The following is a 24,502-nucleotide window of genomic DNA, read 5'->3' as shown; positions in this document are numbered from 1 at the left end:
GAATCATGGATCGTTTTGAATTCACCAATATACAACGCCCTTATTTTGGGTTAAACACAGTTCAGGATCATTGGGAGCGGATTGAATTTCCAAAAGGATTGATTTGTTATTTTGATGGAAATGTAATCCAGAAAACGATTCAATATTCTGTTTATAACACTGAATATTACACTGAATTTGATACTTTAATCGGAACGAATCAACGCACTCATATTCTTTCAAAAACGGGTAAAGGAAAAGAAAAGCCTATTACACCAACGAATATTTATGAAACACCGCTAAAAACAAGTTATTTTCATGTTGAAATAAAAACTGTTCCTAATAACCAACTGACTATTTATACCAAATGGACTATCGGAAAGCAGGAATTGGATTTTAAAAACAATGCTATTGTCTTTCATAATCTTGTCACTTTACATGATTTTCAAAGGCAGATTACTCCTTTCATAGCCCAATTACCTGAGTATCATCTGGAAACTATTCAAACTTTAAAAGCGACAAAAACAGAAAAAACAAAACCCGTTCGCTTTCAAAGTGGTGACTTTTTTGCCATTCCAATAGCATTTGATTTATACGGAAAACCTACTTTATATAATTTTGGTAGGCATTTAATTAATGTTGCAGAGCTTCGAAAAAAAGGTCTTGTAGAAGAAGATCATCAATGGAATAGTCTAATGACGGTAGTACAATTGGTCATGCTTTACAGCTATACCGCTCCTACTTTGGAGGTAGATCTTACAGCATTAGCACAAGCCCAAACAATTCCTTCTTTTCATATGATGGATGATAATTTGATGCGTGGTATTTATCCTATCGTGGGCCATCTTCCTTTAAAAGCAGAAGAACTCAATTTCCCCCTACACTTTTTTCACTCAGCTACAGACTACTCATTAGGTTGGGGATTAGCTCGAATTGAAAAGCAAGGAAAACACAACATTGATCCTGTTCCCGATTGGATGTTTCGTAATAATATTGTTTCTTCTGGTGCAGCGAAGAGAAATCTTGATGTGAGCTTAATATACGAAGGAGAAGGTCGTGGCGATTTACAACATCCGAAACACAAAGCGACTAAGGAGGCTATATTCAAAGCCTTCAATATTGACCCTAACCTATCCTATGATGATTTTTGTGTTATTGCAGGCTGTAAAAATCGGCAAGGTTTATTAGATTTGATTGAAAAAAACAAGAAAAATAAAGTATGGGATCTTAGTTAACAGAACATAATTTCTAAATATAATCAATAAAAGTAAATCGTATGGGCTACAATCTTGCTGGACTTCTTATCAATAAGAATATTGATAACGAAAAGGAAATTAAATTGGTTATCGGGAATTCATCCCAATATGCTGCAATGGTCGATTTTGAAGAAGCGACAAGCAGTTATCGTGCTGAAAACACTTTTGATCTTTTAAGCAGTACTACTGGTACACTTATTTTGATGGAATTGGGTCAAATCTATGATTTGGAAATTTTCCCAAAGGATTATGACGTGATTCAGTTTATGATTTCTGCAGTATCAGACACCTATTATTTTGAATCTTTTTCAAAAGGTGAATTAGTTCGAAAATTGATTACCTCACAAGGTGATACTGCCGAAGATGTCGGTGAAGGGATCCTTACGGAAAATGATGATTTGGCTGATAAAATTTGGGAATTAACAGATGCTTATTTACAAAATAATTTCAGCCAAAAGCGATTTGACTTACAGTTTAAACGCTACGAATTGAAATAAAATTACATTCGGATACTAAAATAACTGTCTATTATCTCTAAGATGAATGACAAATCTATAAAGTAACCAAAACCACAATATAGTAGAGGCCATCAATAAAACATCGCCCCCTGTTTTATGGCCTTCTAATTTCATTACTGTGCCTATTGCAGCACAAATCACTGTCACTAATAATACAATCTTTGTTCTTTTTTCCATTGGATTGGGATTAATTAAATCACTTGAAATAATGTTGTCTAAAATACTATTTTTTTCTTAAATTATTTTACTTTAAAAGTACATTTCACATTTATTCTTTCATTTTTTTCATAGGAGTTGACCCAATCGGTTAGCTTAGAATCAAATTTTGGTGAATTAATGGTGATCTCTATTTATGTTTCATCAACAAATGATATGATTTAGATAAAACTGAAGTCATAGAAATTCATTCTCTTATTTCTCTTTATATTTCGGCACATTCCAGTATATTTGGGTATCGTATAAAATTAAAATAAAATCCCCTATGACTTTAATTGACTTCCAAGACAGAATTGAAAAACTGAATGACGATTTCATGTTGTATACTTCCAAAAAATATCTTCCTACAGCAGAAATGATAGCGACTTATGAGAAGGACAAAAACCTAACGTTTAGTGATGATGTCAAAGAATTTCTTTTAACCTACGGTAATTTAATCCTAGAAGTAAATGATGATATTTGGCCAAAACCGCAGGAAGGCGATGTATTGGATTCTTGGAAGTTTGGCTATGGCTTTTTTGTTTATGGATTAACTACCAACGATGAAACTCCTTCTTGGATGGATTTTGAAGAAAAGTATGCAGAACAAGAGGATGACGATGCTATTGAAGATGGTCAATTGTTTTTCAAGCGTAGTGGTAACCTATACAAAGCGTATACAAACAATGGAATTACGACAGTGGATTACGGTAGTTTTTATGATCCAGATTGTGAAATTTTCCCAGGTACAATCTATGATTTCCTAATTGCTGAAATTGATAAACTGGAACAAGATTATATTGAATACATTAACCAAAAAACAAATTCGTAATTTGTTAATATCAGCATAAAAGGCTTTTTCATTGGGTAAGTCCTTAATTATTACCTATCTTGGACTATTCATTTTATAACCAACTGTGTACCTTTTTCAAACTAGGTATCAGTTATGGATTGGAATTTCTGTTTCAAAACAATATCCATTGAAACATCCATCCGTAAAAACCAAAAATCATGAATACTTACTCTGTTAAAACTACCACAGAATTAACTGCTGCTGAAATTGTCATAATGATTAATTTATGGGAGGTGAAAGAATGGATGGGTTATGACGAAGATACTTTTAAAGCCGAATTTTCTCAAAGTGAATTTCATTTGCTATATAACCCTCAAAAGGAATTGGTTTCACTAGCTCGAATTTTTCATACTCTTCCTATTACCATTGAGGGCATCAAATATCAATTTCCTGAATTTGTAGGTTTTGTTTCTGCCCAACAAAAGAAAGGTTACGGCTCCGAATTAATGGGTAAAATTGTAAACAATTTAAAATCCAGAAATATTGAAGCTCTAGGCTTTTGTACACAAGAGTTACGTCCTTTTTATGAAAAAGTAAACATTCCAATTTTATATGACAAAGCCCGAGCATTACGAGAATTAGACGATAGAGGAATTTGGGTTTTTATCGATGATGACGATGATATTCTGGATCTTACTTTATCTAAAAAATCCATCAAGGTATTAAATAATCTAGGCGATTCCGTTTATGGTTTTATTGCAGAATAATCGTTACAATAATCCTGCTAACGCCATTATCCCTTCTTTCATCTGATCTTCCGTCAAAGAAGCATATCCTAAACGAAATCCTTTTACTGGAGTATCAAAACTAAATTTATCCGATTTGATAATCATAATTCCACGTTTTTCCAGTTCATCTGCAATCTGAAGAACCTCTACAGTTGCATTAGGCACAATCCAGTAAGCTAATCCACCTTCTGGTTTTGTATAAGTTACTTTTTCTTTTAAATGTTCTTGAAGAAGTTTTCCAAAATGATCACGACGGTGTTTATAAATAGCAGTAGCTTTTTTCAAGTGTCGCTTCACACCTCCTTCTTGAATAAGGTGCAAAACGGCCTGTTCCATAATTGTATCGCCTTGTACATCAATTATTTTTCTCAATTGACTAATCTTTTCAATAAATTCAGGATTGCTCACCAAATATCCAATCCGTAATGCGGGAGCTACAATTTTACTTAACGTACCCAAATACACATAATTTTGAATATTTGCATGGCTTGAAATGGGTAAAATGGGACGATATCCAAAATGAAATTCATTATCATAATCATCTTCAATAATCGTAAAAACATGTTTATTGGATAGTTCTATTAATTGTTGACGTCGTTGCAAACTCATCGTAACCGTTGTAGGATATTGATGGTGTGGTGTTACATAAATCGCTTTTATACCTTTATGTTGTTGCAATGCTGTTATTACTTCTTGTATTACCAAACCTTCCTTATCTACTGCAATCGGTATTAAGATTGCTCCTGCACTTTCCAATGCTTTCCAAGCAGGTTTATAACCTGGACTTTCTACCAATACTACATCTCCTTTCTTTAACAAACAATGGGCAGTTAAATACATCGCCATCTGACTTCCTCTTGTAATGCAAATTTCATGGGCTGCGATAGACATACTGCGTTTAAAATTGAGCATCTGGACCATCGCATTTCGAAATTCCAAATCCCCTAATGCATTCGCATATCCCATTAATTGCCAACGGGCTTTTCGATTGAATATTTGTCGATAAGCACGGACCAACTCTGTCATAGGAGCCAATCGACTGTCGGGTACTCCGTCATCAAAAACTAAGGTTGCTTTTTGTACAGATTCTTCTGGAACTTCAATATTTCTTTTGAGTGTTGTAAAATGTTCTTCTTCGGGTAATACCTCAGCCACAAAGGTTCCTTTGCGTTCTTTGGACACCAACCAACCTTCTGCTAATAATACATCCAAAGCTTTTACCACCGTATTCCGATTGACCTTTAAAGATTCTGCTAACGGTCGACTTCCTGGCAGTGCATCACCACTTTTTAACTTCCCATTTTTTATCACTTCAATAAAATAATCGGCGATTTGCATATACAATGCCTGTGCATCATTTTGATTCCATTCTATTTCTACTTCCCAAGGTCTTAACATCTGGACTACCTATTTTTGTTATTTCTGTATCACTAACACAGTCCAAATATACAATAGTTTTGCCTCATAATCTTTAAATAAATAATACAATGGAAGCTAAAGACAAAAAATTCAGCTCAAAGGATTTTCATCAAACCTTTGCTAGACCTCAGTATATTAAGCCGGGGAAATTAATTCACAGAAATGTAGAACAAGCAGGTGTACATGACCAATTTTCAACAGAAAGAAAACATCCCGTATTCTTTGTTGACTTACCTACAAAAAATGTAAGTATGACTATTGGAGGTTTACTACCGGATCAAACCACGAACCGTCACCGTCACACATATGAAACTGTTTTATATGTAATTGAAGGTAAAGGTTGGACAGAAGTTGAGGACGAGAGAGTAGAATGGCAAGCGGGTGATGCTGTTTATATTCCGTCATGGGCATGGCACAGACATCATAATCTTAGCGACACTGAAGAAGCTAAATATCTTGCTTGTGAGAATGCACCACAACTTCAAAGTTTGGGCGTGGCTCTTCGTGAAGAAGAAGGCCGTGACCTATAACATTCTTTCCTAAGCCCTCAGTTCTGAGGGCTGTCTTTTTTCAACATTTTTAAACAAAAAAAAACATGAATACAGTTCCCTTTAAAGGCATAATCGCCTATCCTATTACGCCATTTGACACTGACGAAAAAGTAGATATTCCTCTTTTCAAACGTTTAGTTGAACGTCTCGTTCAAAATGGCTCACACGGCATTGCTCCACTAGGAAGTACAGGTGTTTTACCTTACTTAACCGATGAGGAAAAAGAAGCTTTAACAGAAGCTACAATTCAGCAAGTCGCAGGCCGTGTACCAACTTTAGTTGGTGTTTCAAACCTTACGACTGAAAAAACAATCTACCACGCAAAGTTTGCCGAAAAAGCAGGTGCTTCAAGTGTTATGATTATCCCAATGAGTTATTGGAAATTATCCGACGATGAAATTGTACAGCACTATGATGCTGTTGCCAAACAAATTTCTATTCCCATCATGGCGTACAACAATCCTGCAACTAGTGGAATTGATATGTCTCCAGCCTTATTAAAACGTTTGTTAGAAATTCCAAATGTTACAATGATCAAGGAAAGTACAGGTGATGTACAACGTATGCATTATCTAAGAAAAGAATTGGGGGAAGAGGTTCCATTTTTCAATGGATCTAATCCTTTGGCTTTAGCGGCTTTTGCAGCAGGTGCCACAGGTTGGTGTACTGCTGCTCCAAATTTAATTCCAGAATTAAACCTTGCTTTATACAACGCTATTCAAAACAACGATTTAGAGGAAGCACAAAAAGTATTTTATAAGCAGTTCGATCTTTTGAAATTTATTGTAACCAAAGGTTTACCAAGAGCGATTAAAGCAGGTTTACCATTATTAGGCGAAGAAGGTGGTGCCTTACGAAGCCCATTAAAACCGCTTACAGCATTGGAAACAAAAGAACTTGAAGGTATTTTAAAATCACTGTAATTCTTCTTTCAACAATCCCGATTACGATTGGGATTGTTGAAAATGTTAATTATTAAGCGTAATTTAGCTTTATCAAGCCAAAACCATGATTAACGAAAATGTATTGTTGCAATTTGGAGCCGAATTAATCCCTTTAAAAAAAGGTGATCTCATTTTCAATGAAGGTGACACCGCAAAATATTTTTTCCAAGTACATTCCGGAGAAATCAAAATGAATAATTTTAATGATCTGGGTAAAGAATTCATCCAAAGTATTTTTGGCCCTGGTACTTGTTTTGGCGAACCACCACTATTTATTAACAAAACCTATCCGGCTAATGCCATTGCTCTAGTAGATTCGGAAGTATACCGCATTGCAAAAGATTCTTTTTTTAAATTGCTGTTTTCCCATCCCGATGCGCACATGCAAATGACGATCAATCTTGCTCAACGTTTGTATTACAAATCGGTTATGGCCTCCGAAATTTCCTCTCAAGAACCTGAACATCGAATCCTGAAACTCATTGATTATTTCAAGGAAACGATTCATAAAATGAAACCGAACGAGAAGTATCAAGTGGTACTCACACGTCAGCAAATTGCCGATTTAAGCGGACTGCGTGTTGAAACCGTTATTCGCTCTATTAAATCATTGGAAAAGAAAGGTTTATTATTCATCGAAAATCGAAAAGTATTCCGATAACAACTTCTTTTTTTCACTTTTCATTCTTTTATTTTTCTCTTTTTTGCAGATAAAACTGCTCTTTTTTGCTTCTTATGATTGAGGTCATAAAATACTAGTGCTATGCTCCATTAATTTTGTAGGTATAAATTCTAAAGCATTGTATCATGAACTATTATCACAAATATCTAAACGATTATAAACGAGGATTCTTAGGTTTTACAACCTTAGGCATATTAGGTCAAAGTTGTTTGGGATCTATTGCTGCTATGTTGGTTTTGATGAATGGAACAAGTCCAAGTCAGATGATTCAACTTTTTTTTATCATCATTCTTACCATGGGATTCAATGGTGCCGTATTGGCTCAACAACCTCCTAAGCTATTATTCAACATTCTTATTGCAAGTGTTGTTGTAAGCGCTATTCTTATCGCAGTCAATATTATCGCCTTATAAAAAACACCCAACGTTGTACAGTATCTGTACATCCTTTAATTATTCATTAATTTAAAAACAGAACAATGAATTCAGTACAAAAAGACTTAATCAAAGCCACAATCCCTATTTTACGAACCGGCGGTGAAGCCTTAACGGATCACTTCTACAAACGCATGTTTTTGCATAATCCAGAATTGAAAGAAATTTTCAATATGGGAAATCAGGCAAATGGAAGACAAAAAGCTGCTTTAGCAATGGCTGTTTTGGCTTATGCCGAACATATTGATAATCCTGGTGTTTTAATCGATGTACTCAAAGGAATCGGCAGTAAACATACCAGTTTAAATATTCAACCTGAACAATATCAAATCGTAGGAATGCATTTAATTGCTTCTATCAAAGAAGTCATTGGCGACGGTGCAACTCCGGAAATATTAGAGGCTTGGACCATTGCATATAATCAATTGGCTGACATCATGATTAATTTGGAGAAAGGCATGTATGAGGAGAATAAAATCAAACGTGGTGGATGGAATGGATGGCGCAAATTTATCGTCAAAAGAATCGTAGAAGAATCGGATGAAATAAAGTCATTTTATTTGTATCCTGAGGATGGAAAAGAAATTGCTTCTTTCTTCGCCGGTCAATTCATCAGTGTACAAGTGTTTGTTCCCGAATTGAATCTACTTCAACCTCGTCAATATAGCTTGTCGAATGCTTTTCATCCGGAATATTACAGAATATCTGTAAAAAAAGAAGTGGGTAATCCTTCTAGTCCATCGGGTATGGTTTCGAATGCATTGCATGCAAAATCTGAAGGAGATATAATCACTATTTCAGCTCCAGCAGGTGTGTTTCATTTACCAGAAGATCATAAAACGCCTCTTGTACTAATTAGTGGTGGTGTTGGTTTTACTCCTATGATGAGTATGCTTGAAACGAATAAAGAACAAATTCAGAATAACAAATTGGTTTGGATACATGGTTGTCGTAATCAATCTGTACATGCTTTCAAAAATGAAATTAACTCACTGAATGAAGAGGCACAATGGCTTGATACTTATATTTTCTATGAAGATGTAAATTCTGTAAATCCAGAAGATGGCGTTATATCAGGACGCGTGAATTTGGAACTTTGTAAAGAGGCCATTTTGCTCGATGATGCACATTATTACATCTGTGGTCCTGCTCCATTCATTAAAGCTCAATATACTTCTCTTGTAGATCTGAATGTCAATACCAAGAATATCTTCTATGAGGAATTTGGCCCACAAGCAATACAGTTGAATTAAAATTCATAAAACAAATCATCCCTATTACCTTCTTTAATAGTAATAGGGATGTTATTCTTAATCTAAATATATGGTGAAATTTTAATACGATTTCAAAATATTCTATACCGGAAAATAATATTATCTTCTGAATTTTTTCCTTATCATCACCTCGGCTTCGGCTTCACTTAATGTTTTAAAACTTCCATCAGAATTAATTTTCAAAACGCCATAACTATAAAGATCCTTGCAATAATCATATCCTTTTTCTATTATTTCAATCGAATCAATTGCAACATCATAACATTGTCCTTCTATTTTTACCACAACAACATAATTATCAAAAATATAGGTGTCTAATTTATACCCAACATAAATTTTATTTTCTACGTAAACAGCCATACTGTATTTAATTTTATTATTATTTTCAAATAATAAAAATCCACGAATATAATTTGGTGATTTTGTTTTCGAATCCATTTCTCTCACTTCTCTAGAATATAAATAAAGATTATATCCTTTTACTCCCTTCCTACCATAAATATAATCATATGTTAAACTATCTCGATCTAATAAATTTTCTTTTATAAAATGAATCTTATCGATTGGTTTTACTTTTCTTTCATTACTAAATTCTCTGAAATACAATTTAAACAAATCTGGTGTGTCTCCTCCTGACCAATTAATTCTATAGTCAGAATTAATGGTATCTAGTCTAACTAGCCTAGCATCATATTTAATTTCCTTTTCAAACAGTGGCAATACAAACTTATCTCTATTCAAGCAATTAATTGAGCTCGAACTAATGCAAAAAAGTGAACCTATAATAAATACTATAATTTTTTTCATCTAAAAATAATTTTAACGGTATATTGTTTACCTTGACTTGAACCTTATTCTTTTTCTACTTTAAAATAGTATGGCTTTTTATAATACTTATTCTTTTTAGTTACTTTTTTTAAACTACAAAATAAACATTCACTCATTAAGATCCTTTTCAAATTATTCTCACCCACCATGGTACCCATATATTTATTGATTTCCATTTTATCATATCCCCCTTCATTTGTGGGGTTAGTTATAGCATATACAATCCCATTTTCAACAATAAAAAGAGGAGATAACCCTTTAATATAAAATGTAAAATGATTTCTTTCCAAGCCTAATTTCATCATATATCCCATATCATTCCCAAGCCTAACAGGATTATCAAAATTATCCCCGATTAATACATAAAATGCCAAATCCTGAGCTTTTCCACTATATTCTTCAACAACAGCATCCATTACTATTTTACCCTCAACATACAGATTATACGATAAATTATCTACATTTTCTTTCAATTTAAAATAATGCAGAATGTTTATTTTATCATTTATCACTGCTGTTTCAATTAATTCTAGGCTAGGAATAACCGTCAATTCCAATTCATTATATTTATATCGTGATAGAACAAAATTGGAATTAATAGTAAAATTTTTTGTGATGAAATCCTGTTTTTCAACTGTAAATTTATGTCGATCCTTTGCATTTTCTTCTGCAATAGTATGTAACCTCTTCATATCGATTCTAAATCCTACCGTATCTTTTGTTTGACAAAACAATAAACTCGAACTTAAAATCATTAGACAAACTATTATTGTTTTTTTTATCTTCATACATAAAAAATTTATTCTTTTTCTACCTTAAAGTAATATGATCCTTTAAAATAATCTCTTCTTTTAACTCCTTTTCTCAAACTACAGAATAGACATTCACTCTTTAAAATTATATTTAAATTTCTCTTTCCAACTTCACACCCCATATACTCATTTATTTCTGTCAAGTCATACTCCCCATCCTCAGTAGCATTTGTAATAGCATATACAATTCCTTTCTCGACAATGAATAAGGAAAGAAACCCTTTAATATGAAATACAAATTTATTTCTTTCTAATCCTAATTTAGTTAAGTAATCCATAGAAGATACAGCATTATTGGGATCATTAAAATCAAAGCCTAATAAGGCGTAATTAATTAAATCAATTCGGCTATAGTCTCTCGTTACCAAGAAGTCATCCATAACAACCTTACCATCAATATATAGACGATAAAAAACATGTTCATCATTAATCCGATTCTTCAAATACTGTAAAATATTCACTTTTTTATTTATCCGACTTGTTCTATCTAATTCGAAAACAGGAATAGTTGTCAATTCAAATTGTTCAAATTTATATTTGGACAGGACAAATATTACATCTTTTTTTGAAAATTGTGCAGCTACAGAATCATATTTTTCTACCGTATATTCATAGCGTTCTAGAGCATTTTTTTTTGCTCGGTCGTAATTCATTTTCATATCGACTTTAAATTCAATGGTATCCTTACTTTGTGCAAGCAATACATTCGAAATTAAAATCATTAAACAAGTTATTACTATATTCTTTATCATCTTTAAAAGTTATTTCATTAAAACATGAATTCAATATACTAAAAAAAGCCTCTTGTATAGAGGCTTTTTTTATTTTTTAAAGATCGAAATAAAACTAATTTTTATCAAAATCTTCTCGCTCATTATGTCGATCTGCAACAGAACCATCTTCTGAAACTCCTGCTTTCCAATAAGAATAAGCATACAATTCCTCTTTGGTCCATTCTAATTCTTTACGCAAGTAATGGCGTATGCCTTTTATTGTAGAAAACTCCGCTGCTACATAACCAAAACGTGAAGTAGTTTCTTTTGCAGGAATCTTGACTCTACGGGTAATTTCAGCTAGATTACTTCCTTTCTGTGGGTTTGGATTATGAATCCAATGAAATTCTATATCCGCTTTTGTAAACAATTCTTGTTCATCTTCTTTGCCATGTACTTCAATAATCGCAACACCTTTAGCTGTTTTGGGTAATGTCTCTAAAATAACCGCTAATACTGGAATAGCCGTAGCATCACCTACCAATAAATACCAATCTGCTTCAGGATATAATTCTTTGGGAAGCGTATGCATTGATACTCCTAAAAGGTCTCCTGGTTTTGCATTAATAGCCCAAGTCGAAGCGGGTCCTTCTTCACCATGTGCTGCAAAATCTATAATCAGTTCCTTTTTCTCTAAGTCGATTCCACGATGGGTGTAGGTTCGAATCGCAGGACACACTTCTTTCGGTGGTAATATCCATTTGCCGTTTTCAAAATCAAACTCTGGGAATTCAATCGATGTAGCGCCTACTGGTGGAACGTATATTTTATTATTAACTCCAATCGGAGAGTCTTTATAAACCTCAATATCTTCTGCTTCTCCCGTTAATATTATTCGTATAAAATTGGGTGTTATGTTTTTTTTCTCTTTTACCTTTAATGTGACTGTGGCAATGTCTTTTTTATTGCTCATACACTTTTATTTTAATTATGATTTTATTGTAATTCTTTTTTTAAAATGAATTAACTTCTTTCCAAGCGTTCATATTTGCGTAATTTTTACGAAAAACGCCCGGTGAATATCCGGTTACTTTACTAAATAAACGGTTAAAATATTTATAGTCTTCATACCCTAAGTCAATGGCAATTTCTTTGATACTCAGTTCTGAATAATATAATAGTCGTTGTGCTTCTCGAACAACTTCCTGCTGAATGTAATGCGATAATGAAAATCCTGTCACTGATTTAACGGTATCATTTAAATAGCTTCCCGACAAATGCATCTTGGCAGCAAACTCTAACGGTTTTTTCATAAACCTAAAATTTTTACGCACCATCGATTTGAAATTTTTTGTAATATCAATACTTCGCGCAGAATGGTCACCAGTACTTACTTTTTCTTTTGATAAGTAAATTGATGCGGTTTGATAAACAAAAGTTTGCAATAAAGAATTAATTACTGGATTTCTAAAAACACTAGCTTTTTCTTCATTAAAAGTTTGATCTAGTAATTCCAGTAATCGGGAATACCAATCTGAATCTTCTTCCTCTAAGGGTAATAAAATAATTTCCGATAAAGATTGCTCCAAAGTCATTCGAGCAACATCATCGACTAATTTATTATCAAATGATAGCATCCAACCACTACTTTTAGTAGAAGTGATGAATTGATGAACCTGACCAGGACTTGAAAAAAGCAATACATTCTGACTCAAAAGAATCAACTTAAAGTCTACTAACAATTCTACTGTACCACTTTCTAACAGGATACAGGTATAATGGTCATGACGATGAGGCTGTGAAATTTTATGAGCAGATCTATTTAACTGCTCAGAAGTAAATCTTTCAACTCGAATACCGGCAATCGATTCACTAATTTTGCGCACGGGTATATCATTGGGTTTATCCATAAATATTAATTACTTTTATGTATTGACCGGATTCCCTTTGTAATCAAATTATTAGCAATTCCCCTATTGCTTTAAAAATAGCTGTGACGAACAAAGATGACCCTCAATATCGTTAGTTTGACGAAAAAATTATTGCGCTATTAAGTAGCGACTTCTTGTTATTTATAATTAATCTAACAAAGTAAATCAATATTTACGCCCTTTTGTCCTACAAATCGCTCTATAAGGTGGACATTTCACGTTTTATGATTTTTAACATTTTTGTTTAAGACTTTAACAATCGTCCTCCAAGTTAAAAATTTTATACCATTTATTTATGATAATTTTTAACCTCTTTATTCTCTTTTTTAAATAGCTTTGCCCTTTATCTCTGTAATGAAAAAATTATTCATCACATTTTTGGTGTTTTTATACATGATTCCGGCCATTGGTTTTACGGTATCTGAGCCTCTTTGTGGTGATACGTTTTCTTCTATAGTAGGCGAGTTTTCTACTCCCGGCAAATGTGCCTGTACGCATAATTCGTCTAAAAAAAGTTGTTGTGATAACACTGAAATTTGTTTCAAACTAAGAGATAATCAACAACAAACTGAAGAGTTTTCGGCAAAATTTAGTAAACCGGCTACTGCCCTTAAAAAGAATAACTCTTTTACTTTTTCAATTCCAATTGTGTTTACACATTCTACACCACTGGATAAATTTGAACCAATAGAGCTTTACACACCTCCTCTCTATTTGATGAATAGAGTTCTTAGAATTTGATTCCCTTTATTAATTTAATATAAATCAAGTATTTATATTTTTTTCGTTTTATGCTATTTAGTCATTGCTTTCTAATGGCTATCGTTTTTGTATTCGCAAAAATGCCAAAAAACAAGAAAATAACTTTAATTTTAATCAAAATCTGTTCAACATGAAAAACTTATCTAAATATATTTCGGTAGTAATTCTTTTACTATCGTTAACAGGGTGCGAAGCACAAATAAAAAATGTAAAATCCGAATCTCTTAAAGTATACGGGAATTGTGAGATGTGTAAAAAAACCATTGAAAAAGCCGCAAATGAAAGTGGTGTTGTGAAGGCAGAATGGAATGTTGACACTAAAATGCTTGCTTTGACTTACGATAGCACAAAGACCAATCAAAATGCTATCCTAAAAAAAGTTGCTTATGCTGGTTATGATAGTGATGCTTTTTTAGCACCTGAAAAAGCGTATAATAATTTACCGGGCTGTTGCCAATATGATCGTCCTAAAAAAACAGCGGTTATTGAAAATAAACACGAAGGACATACTGCCATGAATTCCATGGAAACAACACAGAATAGTTCTATATTAAAAACAGTATATGCCTCTTATTTTTCCTTAAAAGATGCTTTAGTAAAAAATGATGGTAAAACAGCTGCTGTTGCTGCAACAGAATTATTAAAAGCAATAAATGCTGCTCCCATGGATAAAATGGAAGCTAACCAGCATACGGCTTGGATGAAAATCATTGCAGATTTAAAAACAGACACCAAAAACATCACCGCTACAACTGATATTGCTCGTCAGAGAATTTCTTTCGCGTCTTTATCAAAAAATATTTATGAGGCTACAAAAGTGTTCAAAACAGACACCACAGTATATTACCAATATTGTCCTATGTTTAACAAAGGATCAAATTGGTTGAGCAAAGAGGAAGCAATTAAAAATCCTTATTATGGCTCGGCAATGCTAACTTGTGGAAATACTGTTGAAACTCTTAAATAATCATTTTGAAATTATATATAAAAAATATGGTTTGCAACCGCTGTAAAATGGTGGTGAAGTCTGAATTAGAAAAATTCGGACTTCACCCTTTAGCAGTGGAACTTGGTGATGTAACTCTGGCTGAAGAACTGGACAAGGAACAACTGAAAGAAGTTGAAATTGGACTACAATCCTATGGTTTTGAATTAATCGATGATAAAAAGAGTCGTCTGACTGAAAAAATAAAAAATCTTATTATTGAATTGGTTCATACCAACAACAATCATTTGATTCACAATCTGTCTGCCTATATCACAGAACAAATAGGACAAGATTACAGCACTCTTAGTAAATTATTTTCGCAGCAAGAAGGTACTACGATTGAACAGTATTTTATACTCCAAAAAATTGAACGGGTAAAAGAGCTTTTAATTTATGATGAATTAAATTTAAATGAAATTGCTTTTCAACTCAATTATAGTAGTACTTCTCATTTGAGTAAACAGTTTAAAAAAGTTACTGGTCTGACTCCTACATTGTTCAAACAGTCAACAACAGTAAAACGGAACTCATTAGAGAATTTATAAACTATACAAAATAGACCCATAATTGTACAACAACATTCGGCAATAGAATGTCTAATTTTGTACTCTAAACCTATATTATTATGACACATACCTATCAATTGACAGGAATGACATGTACAAGTTGTGAGGCTAAGGTTAAAACCATGCTGTTCAACGTCCAAAATATCACTGACGTTGCTGTTTCTAAAGACGAAAATACAGCAACCATAACAATGGATAAACATGTGGGAATCTCTGCCTTGCAAGAAGCTTTAGGTGGTTCTGAAAGTAAATATCATATTAGCGCAATACAACACAATGAAGTAGCCGAACAAACAAAAAGTTGGTTCGCGACCTATAAACCCATTATTTTGATTTTCACGTACATCACTGGAATTACATTGTTAGTACAGTTTACGGGGCATCATTTTGATTTTATGCAATGGATGCAACATTTCATGGCTGGATTTTTCTTGGTATTTTCATTCTTCAAACTACTTAATCTTTCTGGTTTTGCAGAAAGTTATGCCATGTATGATATTGTTGCCAAGCAGTTTAAATCTTGGGGTTACCTCTATGCAATAGTAGAATTAGCATTAGGTCTTGCTTTCTTAACGGGATTTGAACCTTTATATACCAACATCGTAACCTTTATTGTTATGTCTGTTAGTATTGTCGGGGTATTACAAAGTGTAATGAACAAAAAGAAAATTCAATGTGCTTGTCTTGGTGCAGTATTCAATTTACCCATGAGTACAGTCACTATTATTGAAGATGCTTTAATGATTATCATGAGCGCTGCTATGATTTTTATGTTGTTATAAAACACTAACAAACAAAACACTACAAATAATACCTAATCATATTTTTATCTTTTAACTTTATGATTGGGTATTCTATTGCCATATTCCAACACTATAAATAATATACTATGAAATTACTTTTTACTTCAGTATTGCTTATCGTATGTTCCTTAGTAAGCTGGGCGCAAAAGACAGTAGAATACAACTTGTATGTAAATGATACGGTTGTTAATTACTCTGGAAAGAGTGTAAAAGGAATTGCTATTAATGGCTCTATTCCCGCCCCAACTTTATATTTCACGGAAGGAGATACTGCCATAATTCATGTACATAATAAAATGCACCATGAAACTTCTATTCACTGGCATGGTTTAATTTTACCCAATGAACAAGATGGAGTTCCCTACCTAACTACTGCTCCAATTGAGGGAATGTCTACACATACTTACAAATTTCCTATTAAACAAAACGGAACTTATTGGTATCATTCACATACTATGCTACAAGAACAGTCTGGTATGTATGGCGCTTTTATTATTCACAAAAAAGAAGCTGCAAAAATTCCAGAACATACTATTCTTTTAAGTGATTGGTCTGATGAAAATCCAATGGAAATTGAACGCTCTCTACATAAAGCTTCTGACTGGTATGCAATCAAAAAAGGCGCTACACAAAATTATGCAGAAGCAATCAAAAAAGGACATTTCAAAACAAAACTGACCAACGAATGGAAGCGTATGAATGCCATGGATGTAAGTGATGTATATTATGAAAAATTCCTTGCCAACGGAAAAGAAGAAGATCAAGTTCCACAACTCAAAGGTGGTGACCAAGTACGCTTGCGCATTGTAAACGGTAGTGCCTCTACTTATTTTTGGTTAACCTATGCTGGTGGAAAAATAAATGTTGTGGCAAATGATGGAATGGATGTCGAACCTGTTACTGTAGACCGATTAATTGTTGGTGCATCCGAAACCTATGATGTTATTGTGACGATTCCTGATGATGGTACCTCCTATGAATTTGTAGCAACTTCCGAAGACCGAACAGGTAAAGCTTCTATATGGTTGGGTGATGGTATCAAACAATTAGATACTCCTCTGCCTAAATTAAAATACTTTGAAGGCATGAAGATGATGAATGATATGATGACCGTAGGTGGTTCAATGAAAGACATGGGAATGAATATGAGCCTACAAAAAATGGATATGAATACAGTGATGTATCCTGAAATATCTGGGGAAGAAGATAAAAAACAAAAAGGAATGGATCACAGCATGCATGATATGAATACGATGACTATGGAAGACCCGAAGGAAACTCCGGCCATAATCACCCTCAATTATGATATGCTCCGATCTCCTGTAAAAACAACTCTACCCGATGGGCCTGTGCGTACCCTGCATTTTGAACTTACAGGAAATATGAATCGATATGTATGGACAATCGACGATAAAACCGTTTCTGAAACAGACAAAATCATGATTAAAAAAGGGGAAAACATCCGAATTGTGATTACCAATAATTCGATGATGCGCCACCCGATGCATTTACACGGTCATTTTTTTAGAGTTTTGAATAGTCAAGGTGAATATTCTCCTTTAAAAAATGTATTGGATATCATGCCGATGGAGACCGATACAATTGAGTTCCATGCTTCCGAAGAATATGGCGATTGGTTTTTTCATTGTCATATTTTATATCATATGATGTCGGGCATGGGTAGAATATTTACCTATGAAGATTCTCCTCCTAATCCACAGATTCCAAATCCAAAAGAAGCTTTGAAAGTAGTCTATCGTGATGATAAAAGATATTATTTTTCTGCTGAAGTAGGATTGGAAAGTAATGGTAGTGATGGAGAAATCCGTTTGGAAAACACTCGCAATTTTTTTGCTGCCGAATGGAGATTAGGATTGGATAAAGAAAAAGGATATGAAACGGAAGCTCATATTGGCCGTTATTGGGATCGCAATCAATATTTTGCTACCTACGTTGGTTGGGATTTTAGATATCGGAAATCTCATGGGGAAGTAGAGAAAAATCTTTTTGGTCAGGGTAATACGAAAGATCAACGAGCTGTATTTTGTGTTGGAGTACTCTACACCCTTCCTTGGTTAGTTGCAGCCGATGTAAGAGTCGATCACGAAGGTAGAATGCGACTTCAATTTAAACGTGATGATATTCCTGTTACTTCCCGTCTTCGTTTATGGGGCTCTTGGAATAGTGATTTAGAATACAGTATCGGTACACGCTACATCATGACCAAATACATTTCCTTATCAACTCATTATGACAGTGATATGGGATTGGGTGGTGGACTTGTAGTTACGTATTAATTACATTATTGTAATTTTTTCTTACTTTAGTCCAACTAAATTTTTAAACAATGAAAAAAACAATACTATTTGTTCTTGTTGCTTTTACTTCAGTTTCTTGTCTTAAAGAAGTGGATAAAGAAAAAATGGACGATGAAAAAAACTATATTGGTAAAACCATTGATCAATGGCATAGAGCTGCTGCCGAAGCTAAATTTGACGAATACATGGGCTACATGACCAACGATGGTGTTTATATCGGAACTGATGCAACCGAAAACTGTCAAAAAGAGGCCTTTAAGGCTTTTGCAAAACCTTATTTTGATAAAGGAACTGCTTGGAATTTCACGCCCTTAGAACGAACAATTTACATTGGTGAAAACGGAAAAATAGCTTGGTTTGATGAACTATTGGATACACAGATGAAAATATGCCGTGGATCAGGTGTTTTAATAAAAGACGATGGCAAGTGGAAAATTGCACATTATGTACTTTCGATGACAATGCCGAATGACAAAATAAATGAAGCAATCAACTTGAAGAAGGATACCGATGATGCTTTAATTCAAAAAATAAAGTCTAAAAAATAATACGATTGAAGGACAATTACCGTTTTATATCAATAATTGTTTTCTATCATCATGCACAAACGCCACTACAATATTTGCAGTGGCGTTTGTATTTTATATCAAGTTGATTTTCTTATCGGATTACTTCATCTGATAAGTGTTCCAACATATCTGTAGTCATTAAAGCTAAATCGAAATCATGTTTCCATCCCCAGTCTTTTCTTGCCGCTGTGTCATCAATACTTTGAGGCCAGCTATCGGCAATTTTCTGTCTGAAATCTGGCGCATAACTGATTGTAAATTCTGGTTTATGCACTTGAATCGCTTCCGTAATTTCTTTTGGTGTGAAACTCATCGCAGCTAAATTATAGGCTGATCTAATTTTCACTTTTTCTGCTGGTGCTTGCATAATAGAGATCGTTGCTCTAATAGCATCATCCATATACATCATCGGAAGACGAGTTTCTTCTGAAAGGAAACATTCGTACTTACCTTCTTGAAGTGCTTTGTGATAAATATCTACCGCATAATCTGTAGTCCCTCCACCCGGTGGTGTTGACCAACTGATTAAACCTGGATAACGGATACTTCTTACATCTACTCCATAAATATTATGGTAATATTCGCACCATCTTTCTCCTGTTTGTTTACTAATCCCATATACCGTTGATGGTTCCATTACAGTATATTGAGGCGTATCAACTTTTGGAGTGGTTGGTCCAAAAACAGCAATACTAGAAGGCCAGAATACTTTTTTAATTTTTTGGGCTTTTGCTAAATTCAAAACATGAAATAAAGAATTCATGTTCAAATCCCATGCTAATGCAGGATTTTTCTCTGCTGTTGCAGAAAGCATCGCAGCCATTAAGTAAACCTCATCAACATTATGTTTTTCGACTACTTTCTCAACTTGTTCAAAATCCATTGCATTCAGAATTTCAAAGGGCCCCGAAGACATCATCGCTTCTCCACCTTCTCTAATATCCGATGCAATTACAGAATCCGAACCATATATTGTTCGCAATTTCATAGTAAGCTCTGTCCCAATTTGTCCACAAGCTCCAATAATCAAAATCGTAGTACTCATAATTTGATAACATTTTAAGTGCACAAATATAACTTTTCACAATTGAAAATTTGTTACTTTAACACAGCTTTATTCAATCTTATTAATGAGATACTGATTTTTAGATCTAAAAAATAAATTATCCGCAACAGACTATCTCATATCACTACAAGTTGCGCTATTCTAACATTAATTAATAATATTCATCTTGAATGTATAAATCATTATACATTTGTAACTTTGTCGCTTTAAAAACATTAAAATGAAGTCCTACATCCTTTATATCACTTTGCTATTCAGTTTAATCCTTGGGTCATGTCGCAATGATTCCAAGCAACGTGAAGCAGAAAATCTAAAAGCAATGCAGAAAAAGGATTCTACTTTTAATGCTATTAATAAAAGTTGGAAGTTCAACAATACTCCTTTTAGTCCACAAACACAAGCAGCTATTGATGGATGGAGCGAATGGCGTTTATTCCAAACGGAATTACAACAGAAACCTAAAAGTACGATTGGTGCTTTTCAGCAAAAAACAAAAACACTCGCACTTAAAGCTACAGCATTAACCAATAATATCCCTCCCATTTTTGACAAGCCACAAGTAAAAAGCCGTATCATGGCGATGATTACTAAAGTTAAAGTATTGGAAACTTATATTCTATTGAACAATATTCCCGACCAAAAAGTAGTTACTACCATTGGTGAGATTAACTTGGAAATACAATCAATTCAAGATCAAATGGAAGAAATTGTTCGTAGAAAAAACACTCAGCTTGAAGAAGGTGAAGCCGCAATGCTACAATCATTGGACACTTTAAAGCAAAAATTACCCGAAGGTGTAAAACCAGCGCCTGTTCAAAATTTACCTTCAGGACACGCTGTTGAGAAATAATATTTTGCACTAACATTTTTTATTGGTTGGATTGTATTAACACTTGGTGAAGGCTTTTTGTTTAATCCTTAAAAAGTTATCTTTGCCTCAAAATTGTAAAACATTGAGTAAGAAAGTCATTTTTAACAAATACGATCAATCTCCTAAGGTCAATCAAATTGCTGAAATTTTACAACAACGGGAACAAAAAATCAATCTAAAAGGCTTAGTTGGTTCTTCTCTTTCCTTTGTTATAAAGTCGCTTTTTAACAAAACAGAAAATCCTTTTTTACTGATTCTTCAGGATAATGAGGAGGCTGCTTATTATTTGAATGATTTAGAGCAAATGATTAATGATCAGGATGTATTATTTTATCCTGGATCATACCGTCGTCCGTATCAAATTGATGAAACAGACAATGCTAATGTTTTACTTCGTGCTGAAGTATTAAATCGTATCAATTCAAGAAAAAAACCAGCGATTATTGTTACCTATCCCGAGGCGCTTTTTGAGAAAGTTGTAACGCGAAAAGAACTGGACAAAAATACGCTGAAAGTAGCCATTGGTGATAAAATATCCATTGATTTTATTAATGAAGTTCTTTTTGAATATCAATTTAAAAGAGTCGATTTCGTTTCAGAGCCGGGTGAATTTTCTGTACGTGGAGGAATTATTGATGTATTTTCATTCTCAAATGACAATCCGTATCGTATTGAATTTTTTGGGGATGATATTGACTCTATCCGAACTTTTGATGTAGAAACACAATTGTCTTTAGATCGTCAAAAGAAAATCACGATTATTCCTAACGTTGAGAATAAATTTCTACAAGAAAACAGAGAAAGTTTCTTAGATTACATCAACGAAAAAACAACGATTTTCATTAGTAATACAGATTTATTACTGGGGCAACTGGATAAGCTTTTTCAAAAAGCAAATGACGCTTTTGGTAAATTATCAAAGGAAATTAAACATTCTTCTCCTGAAGAATTATTCTTAAACCAAACTTCATTCATTAAAAAAGCGCTCGATTTTACCATCGTTGAATTAAGTACGAAGCCGACCTTTAGAACACAGAAAACATTTGAATTTTTCATACAACCTCAACCTTCTTTCAATAAGCAGTTTGATTTATTACTAAACAATTTAAAGGAAAATCGCCTGAATGCGATTCAAAATTATTTGTTTTGTTCTAATGACCAACAGGCTAAACGTTTTCATGATATATTTGAAACACTTGATGAAGAAACCGAGGAGAATATAACCGAACACTATAAAACAATTGTATTCCCTTTATACCAAGGTTTTATTGATGAAGAAAATCAAATTGCCTGCTATACCGATCATCAAATTTTTGAACGTTACCACAAGTTTAGTATCAAGAATGGGTATTCGAAAAAGCAGACTATAACACTGAAAGAATTAACTACTTTATCCGTTGGTGATTATGTGACGCACATTGATCATGGTATTGGTAAATTTGGTGGATTACAAAAAATTCAGGTTGAAGATAAAACACAGGAAGCTATTAAATTAGTTTATGCAGATAATGACATTGTATACGTTAGTATTCACTCTTTGCATAAAATATCCAAATACAATGGCAAAGATGGTGCTCCTCCGAAAATATATAAATTAGGCTCGAATGCATGGAAGGTTTTAAAACAAAAAACCAAAGCCCGTGTTAAACATATTGCTTTCAATTTAATTCAGCTGTACGCAAAACGTCGTTTGGAAAAAGGATTCCAATATGCACCTGATAGTTATTTGCAATATGAACTGGAATCTTCTTTTATTTATGAAGACACACCTGATCAGATAAAATCCACACAGGAGGTCAAGGCCGATATGGAAAGCGACAGACCAATGGATCGATTAGTTTGTGGTGATGTTGGTTTTGGAAAAACTGAGGTGGCTATACGTGCTGCTTTTAAAGCCGTTGATAATGGTAAACAGGTTGCTATTTTAGTACCGACAACTATATTAGCTTTTCAGCATCATAAAACGTTCACAGAACGTTTAAAAGATATGCCTGTCACTATTGGATACCTCAACCGTTTCCGTAGTGCGAAACAAAAGGCAGAAACATTAAAAGAACTCGCAGAGGGTAAATTAGATATTATTATTGGTACTCATCAATTGGTTAATAAAAATGTGGTATTCAAAAACCTTGGTTTATTGATTGTTGATGAGGAGCAAAAATTTGGTGTAAACGTTAAGGACAAACTAAAAACGATTGCTCAAAATGTTGACACCTTAACTTTAACGGCAACGCCTATCCCGAGAACATTACAGTTTTCATTAATGGCGGCACGTGATTTATCGGTTATTACCACACCTCCTCCTAATCGTTACCCTATTGAAACACATGTTGTTGGTTTCAATGAAGAAGTAATTCGCGATGCTATTTCCTATGAGATTCAACGTGGAGGTCAAGTTTTCTTCATTAATAATCGCATAGAGAATATCAAAGAAGTTGCTGGAATGATTCAGCGATTGGTTCCAGGTGCAAAAGTAGGGGTTGGACACGGTCAAATGGATGGGAAAAAACTAGAGGAACTGATGCTCGCTTTTATGAGTGGTGAATTTGATGTTTTAGTCGCTACCACCATTATTGAAAGTGGACTTGACGTTCCGAATGCCAATACTATTTTCATTAACAACGCAAATTATTTTGGCCTCTCCGATTTACATCAAATGCGTGGTCGTGTGGGTCGAAGTAATAAAAAAGCCTTTTGTTATTTCATTACTCCACCTTACAGTGTAATGACTGAAGATGCCCGTAAACGAATTCAGGCTTTAGAACAATTTAGTGATTTAGGAAGTGGCTTCAATATTGCAATGAAAGACTTGGAAATTCGTGGTGCTGGAGATTTATTAGGTGGGGAACAAAGTGGTTTCATTAATGAAATTGGTTTTGACACTTATCAAAAGATCATGAATGAAGCGATTGATGAACTGAAAGAAAATGAGTTCAAAGATCTATATGAAGATGAACCTACCAAAGTAAAAGAATATGTAAAAGATATTCAGATTGATTCTGATTTTGAAATTCTATTCCCTGATAATTATATCAATAATGTTTCAGAACGTTTGAACTTATACAATGAGCTAAGTATTATTAAAGATGAAGTTTCTTTAATTGCTTATGAGAACAAATTAATTGACCGTTTTGGTCCATTACCAAAACAAGCTATTGCTTTGTTAAACAGCATCCGTATTAAATGGATTGCAACCCAAATGGGTATTGAGAAATTGGTCTTAAAACAAGGTAAAATGGTTGGCTATTTTGTATCAAATCAGCAGTCGGACTATTACCAATCGAATCAATTTCACCGCGTATTACAATTTGTACAGAAACAAGGTAACCTTTGTAAAATGAAGGAAAAGGAAACTAAAAACGGTTTGCGTTTACTTCTTACTTTTGAGAATGTACGATCTATCAAGAGAGCCTTAGAATTAATGGAACTTATGCTTCAATAA

General features: G+C 33.7%; 25 protein-coding genes. 17 read left to right on the top strand and 8 right to left on the bottom strand.

Features of this window, described 5'->3' with window-relative positions; genetic code table 11:
• Nucleotides 1-5 precede the first annotated feature (5 nt).
• Together P6733_RS00440 and P6733_RS00435 are read left to right on the top strand one after the other, a co-directional pair.
• Entirely contained in the window at nt 6-1,214 is a 1,209-nt protein-coding gene (locus P6733_RS00440; RefSeq protein ID WP_306349605.1) for an Imm26 family immunity protein, read from the top strand.
• Nucleotides 1,215-1,255: 41 nt separating this feature from the next.
• Nucleotides 1,256-1,732 carry a hypothetical protein gene (locus P6733_RS00435; RefSeq protein ID WP_306349604.1) on the top strand — a complete coding sequence of 159 codons (477 nt, stop codon included), beginning with the start codon at nt 1,256-1,258 and terminating at the stop codon, nt 1,730-1,732.
• Nucleotides 1,733-1,747: 15 nt separating this feature from the next.
• On the opposite strand, the gene P6733_RS00430 is transcribed toward P6733_RS00435, so the two are convergent.
• A complete protein-coding gene (locus P6733_RS00430) occupies nt 1,748-1,930 on the bottom strand; it encodes a hypothetical protein (RefSeq protein ID WP_306349603.1) in 183 nt (60 codons plus the stop codon).
• Nucleotides 1,931-2,234: 304 nt separating this feature from the next.
• Between P6733_RS00430 and P6733_RS00425 the strand changes: the two genes are divergently transcribed.
• Entirely contained in the window at nt 2,235-2,780 is a 546-nt protein-coding gene (locus tag P6733_RS00425) for a hypothetical protein (RefSeq protein ID WP_306349602.1), read from the top strand.
• A 179-nt stretch (nt 2,781-2,959) separates the two neighbouring features.
• Nucleotides 2,960-3,508: a GNAT family N-acetyltransferase gene (locus tag P6733_RS00420; protein WP_306349601.1), complete on the top strand. Its 549-nt coding sequence runs from the start codon at nt 2,960-2,962 to the stop codon at nt 3,506-3,508.
• A gap of 3 nt (nt 3,509-3,511) precedes the next feature.
• Here the strand turns inward: P6733_RS00420 and pdxR are convergent, their stop codons facing one another.
• Nucleotides 3,512-4,927, bottom strand: a complete 1,416-nt coding sequence (pdxR, locus tag P6733_RS00415) for a MocR-like pyridoxine biosynthesis transcription factor PdxR (protein ID WP_306349600.1) — start codon at nt 4,925-4,927, stop codon at nt 3,512-3,514.
• 89 nt (nt 4,928-5,016) lie between these two features.
• Here pdxR and P6733_RS00410 point away from each other — a divergent pair, with 89 nt between their 5' ends.
• The 5 genes from P6733_RS00410 to hmpA all read left to right on the top strand — a co-directional run bounded on the left by P6733_RS00410 (nt 5,017) and on the right by hmpA (nt 8,812).
• Complete coding sequence (locus P6733_RS00410; RefSeq protein ID WP_306349599.1) at nt 5,017-5,478, top strand: cupin domain-containing protein; 462 nt, start codon at nt 5,017-5,019, stop codon at nt 5,476-5,478.
• A 65-nt stretch (nt 5,479-5,543) separates the two neighbouring features.
• Nucleotides 5,544-6,422 carry a dihydrodipicolinate synthase family protein gene (locus tag P6733_RS00405; protein ID WP_306349598.1) on the top strand — a complete coding sequence of 293 codons (879 nt, stop codon included), beginning with the start codon at nt 5,544-5,546 and terminating at the stop codon, nt 6,420-6,422.
• 85 nt (nt 6,423-6,507) lie between these two features.
• Entirely contained in the window at nt 6,508-7,104 is a 597-nt protein-coding gene (locus P6733_RS00400) for a Crp/Fnr family transcriptional regulator (RefSeq protein WP_306349597.1), read from the top strand.
• A 146-nt stretch (nt 7,105-7,250) separates the two neighbouring features.
• Nucleotides 7,251-7,538 (top strand): hypothetical protein, encoded by a 288-nt coding sequence (locus tag P6733_RS00395; RefSeq protein ID WP_306349596.1) that lies wholly within the window; start codon nt 7,251-7,253, stop codon nt 7,536-7,538.
• Between the two features lie 65 nt (nt 7,539-7,603).
• Nucleotides 7,604-8,812, top strand: a complete 1,209-nt coding sequence (gene hmpA / locus P6733_RS00390) for an NO-inducible flavohemoprotein (protein ID WP_306349595.1) — start codon at nt 7,604-7,606, stop codon at nt 8,810-8,812.
• A gap of 120 nt (nt 8,813-8,932) precedes the next feature.
• Here hmpA and P6733_RS00385 read toward each other — a convergent pair whose 3' ends face one another.
• From P6733_RS00385 to P6733_RS00365, 5 genes are all read right to left on the bottom strand, one after another.
• Complete coding sequence (locus P6733_RS00385; RefSeq protein ID WP_306349594.1) at nt 8,933-9,640, bottom strand: hypothetical protein; 708 nt, start codon at nt 9,638-9,640, stop codon at nt 8,933-8,935.
• A 44-nt stretch (nt 9,641-9,684) separates the two neighbouring features.
• Nucleotides 9,685-10,449: a hypothetical protein gene (locus P6733_RS00380; protein ID WP_306349593.1), complete on the bottom strand. Its 765-nt coding sequence runs from the start codon at nt 10,447-10,449 to the stop codon at nt 9,685-9,687.
• An 11-nt stretch (nt 10,450-10,460) separates the two neighbouring features.
• Nucleotides 10,461-11,195 (bottom strand): hypothetical protein, encoded by a 735-nt coding sequence (locus P6733_RS00375; protein WP_306349592.1) that lies wholly within the window; start codon nt 11,193-11,195, stop codon nt 10,461-10,463.
• Between the two features lie 124 nt (nt 11,196-11,319).
• Nucleotides 11,320-12,159: a siderophore-interacting protein gene (locus P6733_RS00370; protein WP_306349591.1), complete on the bottom strand. Its 840-nt coding sequence runs from the start codon at nt 12,157-12,159 to the stop codon at nt 11,320-11,322.
• 40 nt (nt 12,160-12,199) lie between these two features.
• Complete coding sequence (locus P6733_RS00365; protein ID WP_306349590.1) at nt 12,200-13,096, bottom strand: AraC family transcriptional regulator; 897 nt, start codon at nt 13,094-13,096, stop codon at nt 12,200-12,202.
• Between the two features lie 375 nt (nt 13,097-13,471).
• Here P6733_RS00365 and P6733_RS18035 point away from each other — a divergent pair, with 375 nt between their 5' ends.
• From P6733_RS18035 to P6733_RS00335, 6 genes are all read left to right on the top strand, one after another.
• Nucleotides 13,472-13,858: an HYC_CC_PP family protein gene (locus P6733_RS18035; RefSeq protein ID WP_412730146.1), complete on the top strand. Its 387-nt coding sequence runs from the start codon at nt 13,472-13,474 to the stop codon at nt 13,856-13,858.
• 151 nt (nt 13,859-14,009) lie between these two features.
• Nucleotides 14,010-14,846 (top strand): DUF3347 domain-containing protein, encoded by an 837-nt coding sequence (locus P6733_RS00355; RefSeq protein WP_306349588.1) that lies wholly within the window; start codon nt 14,010-14,012, stop codon nt 14,844-14,846.
• 5 nt (nt 14,847-14,851) lie between these two features.
• The gene (locus tag P6733_RS00350; protein ID WP_306349587.1) at nt 14,852-15,412 is read left to right on the top strand and encodes a helix-turn-helix domain-containing protein; all 561 of its coding nucleotides are present in this window, start codon (nt 14,852-14,854) and stop codon (nt 15,410-15,412) included.
• Between the two features lie 80 nt (nt 15,413-15,492).
• Nucleotides 15,493-16,215 (top strand): heavy-metal-associated domain-containing protein, encoded by a 723-nt coding sequence (locus P6733_RS00345; RefSeq protein WP_306349586.1) that lies wholly within the window; start codon nt 15,493-15,495, stop codon nt 16,213-16,215.
• A 107-nt stretch (nt 16,216-16,322) separates the two neighbouring features.
• Nucleotides 16,323-18,533, top strand: coding sequence for a multicopper oxidase domain-containing protein (locus P6733_RS00340; RefSeq protein ID WP_306349585.1), 2,211 nt, complete (start codon nt 16,323-16,325; stop codon nt 18,531-18,533).
• Between the two features lie 50 nt (nt 18,534-18,583).
• Complete coding sequence (locus P6733_RS00335) at nt 18,584-19,102, top strand: nuclear transport factor 2 family protein (protein ID WP_306349584.1); 519 nt, start codon at nt 18,584-18,586, stop codon at nt 19,100-19,102.
• 112 nt (nt 19,103-19,214) lie between these two features.
• Here the strand turns inward: P6733_RS00335 and P6733_RS00330 are convergent, their stop codons facing one another.
• The gene (locus tag P6733_RS00330) at nt 19,215-20,168 is read right to left on the bottom strand and encodes an L-threonine 3-dehydrogenase (protein ID WP_306349583.1); all 954 of its coding nucleotides are present in this window, start codon (nt 20,166-20,168) and stop codon (nt 19,215-19,217) included.
• Nucleotides 20,169-20,409: 241 nt separating this feature from the next.
• Here P6733_RS00330 and P6733_RS00325 point away from each other — a divergent pair, with 241 nt between their 5' ends.
• Complete coding sequence (locus P6733_RS00325) at nt 20,410-21,039, top strand: hypothetical protein (RefSeq protein WP_306349582.1); 630 nt, start codon at nt 20,410-20,412, stop codon at nt 21,037-21,039.
• A gap of 118 nt (nt 21,040-21,157) precedes the next feature.
• Entirely contained in the window at nt 21,158-24,502 is a 3,345-nt protein-coding gene (gene mfd / locus P6733_RS00320) for a transcription-repair coupling factor (RefSeq protein WP_372339291.1), read from the top strand.

Origin of the sequence: Flavobacterium aerium, from assembly GCF_030766725.1 — a bacterium.
GTDB lineage: Bacteria > Bacteroidota > Bacteroidia > Flavobacteriales > Flavobacteriaceae > Flavobacterium > Flavobacterium aerium.
Note: the sequence above shows the minus strand (reverse complement) of the source record. Positions and strands in the feature narration are given on the sequence as shown.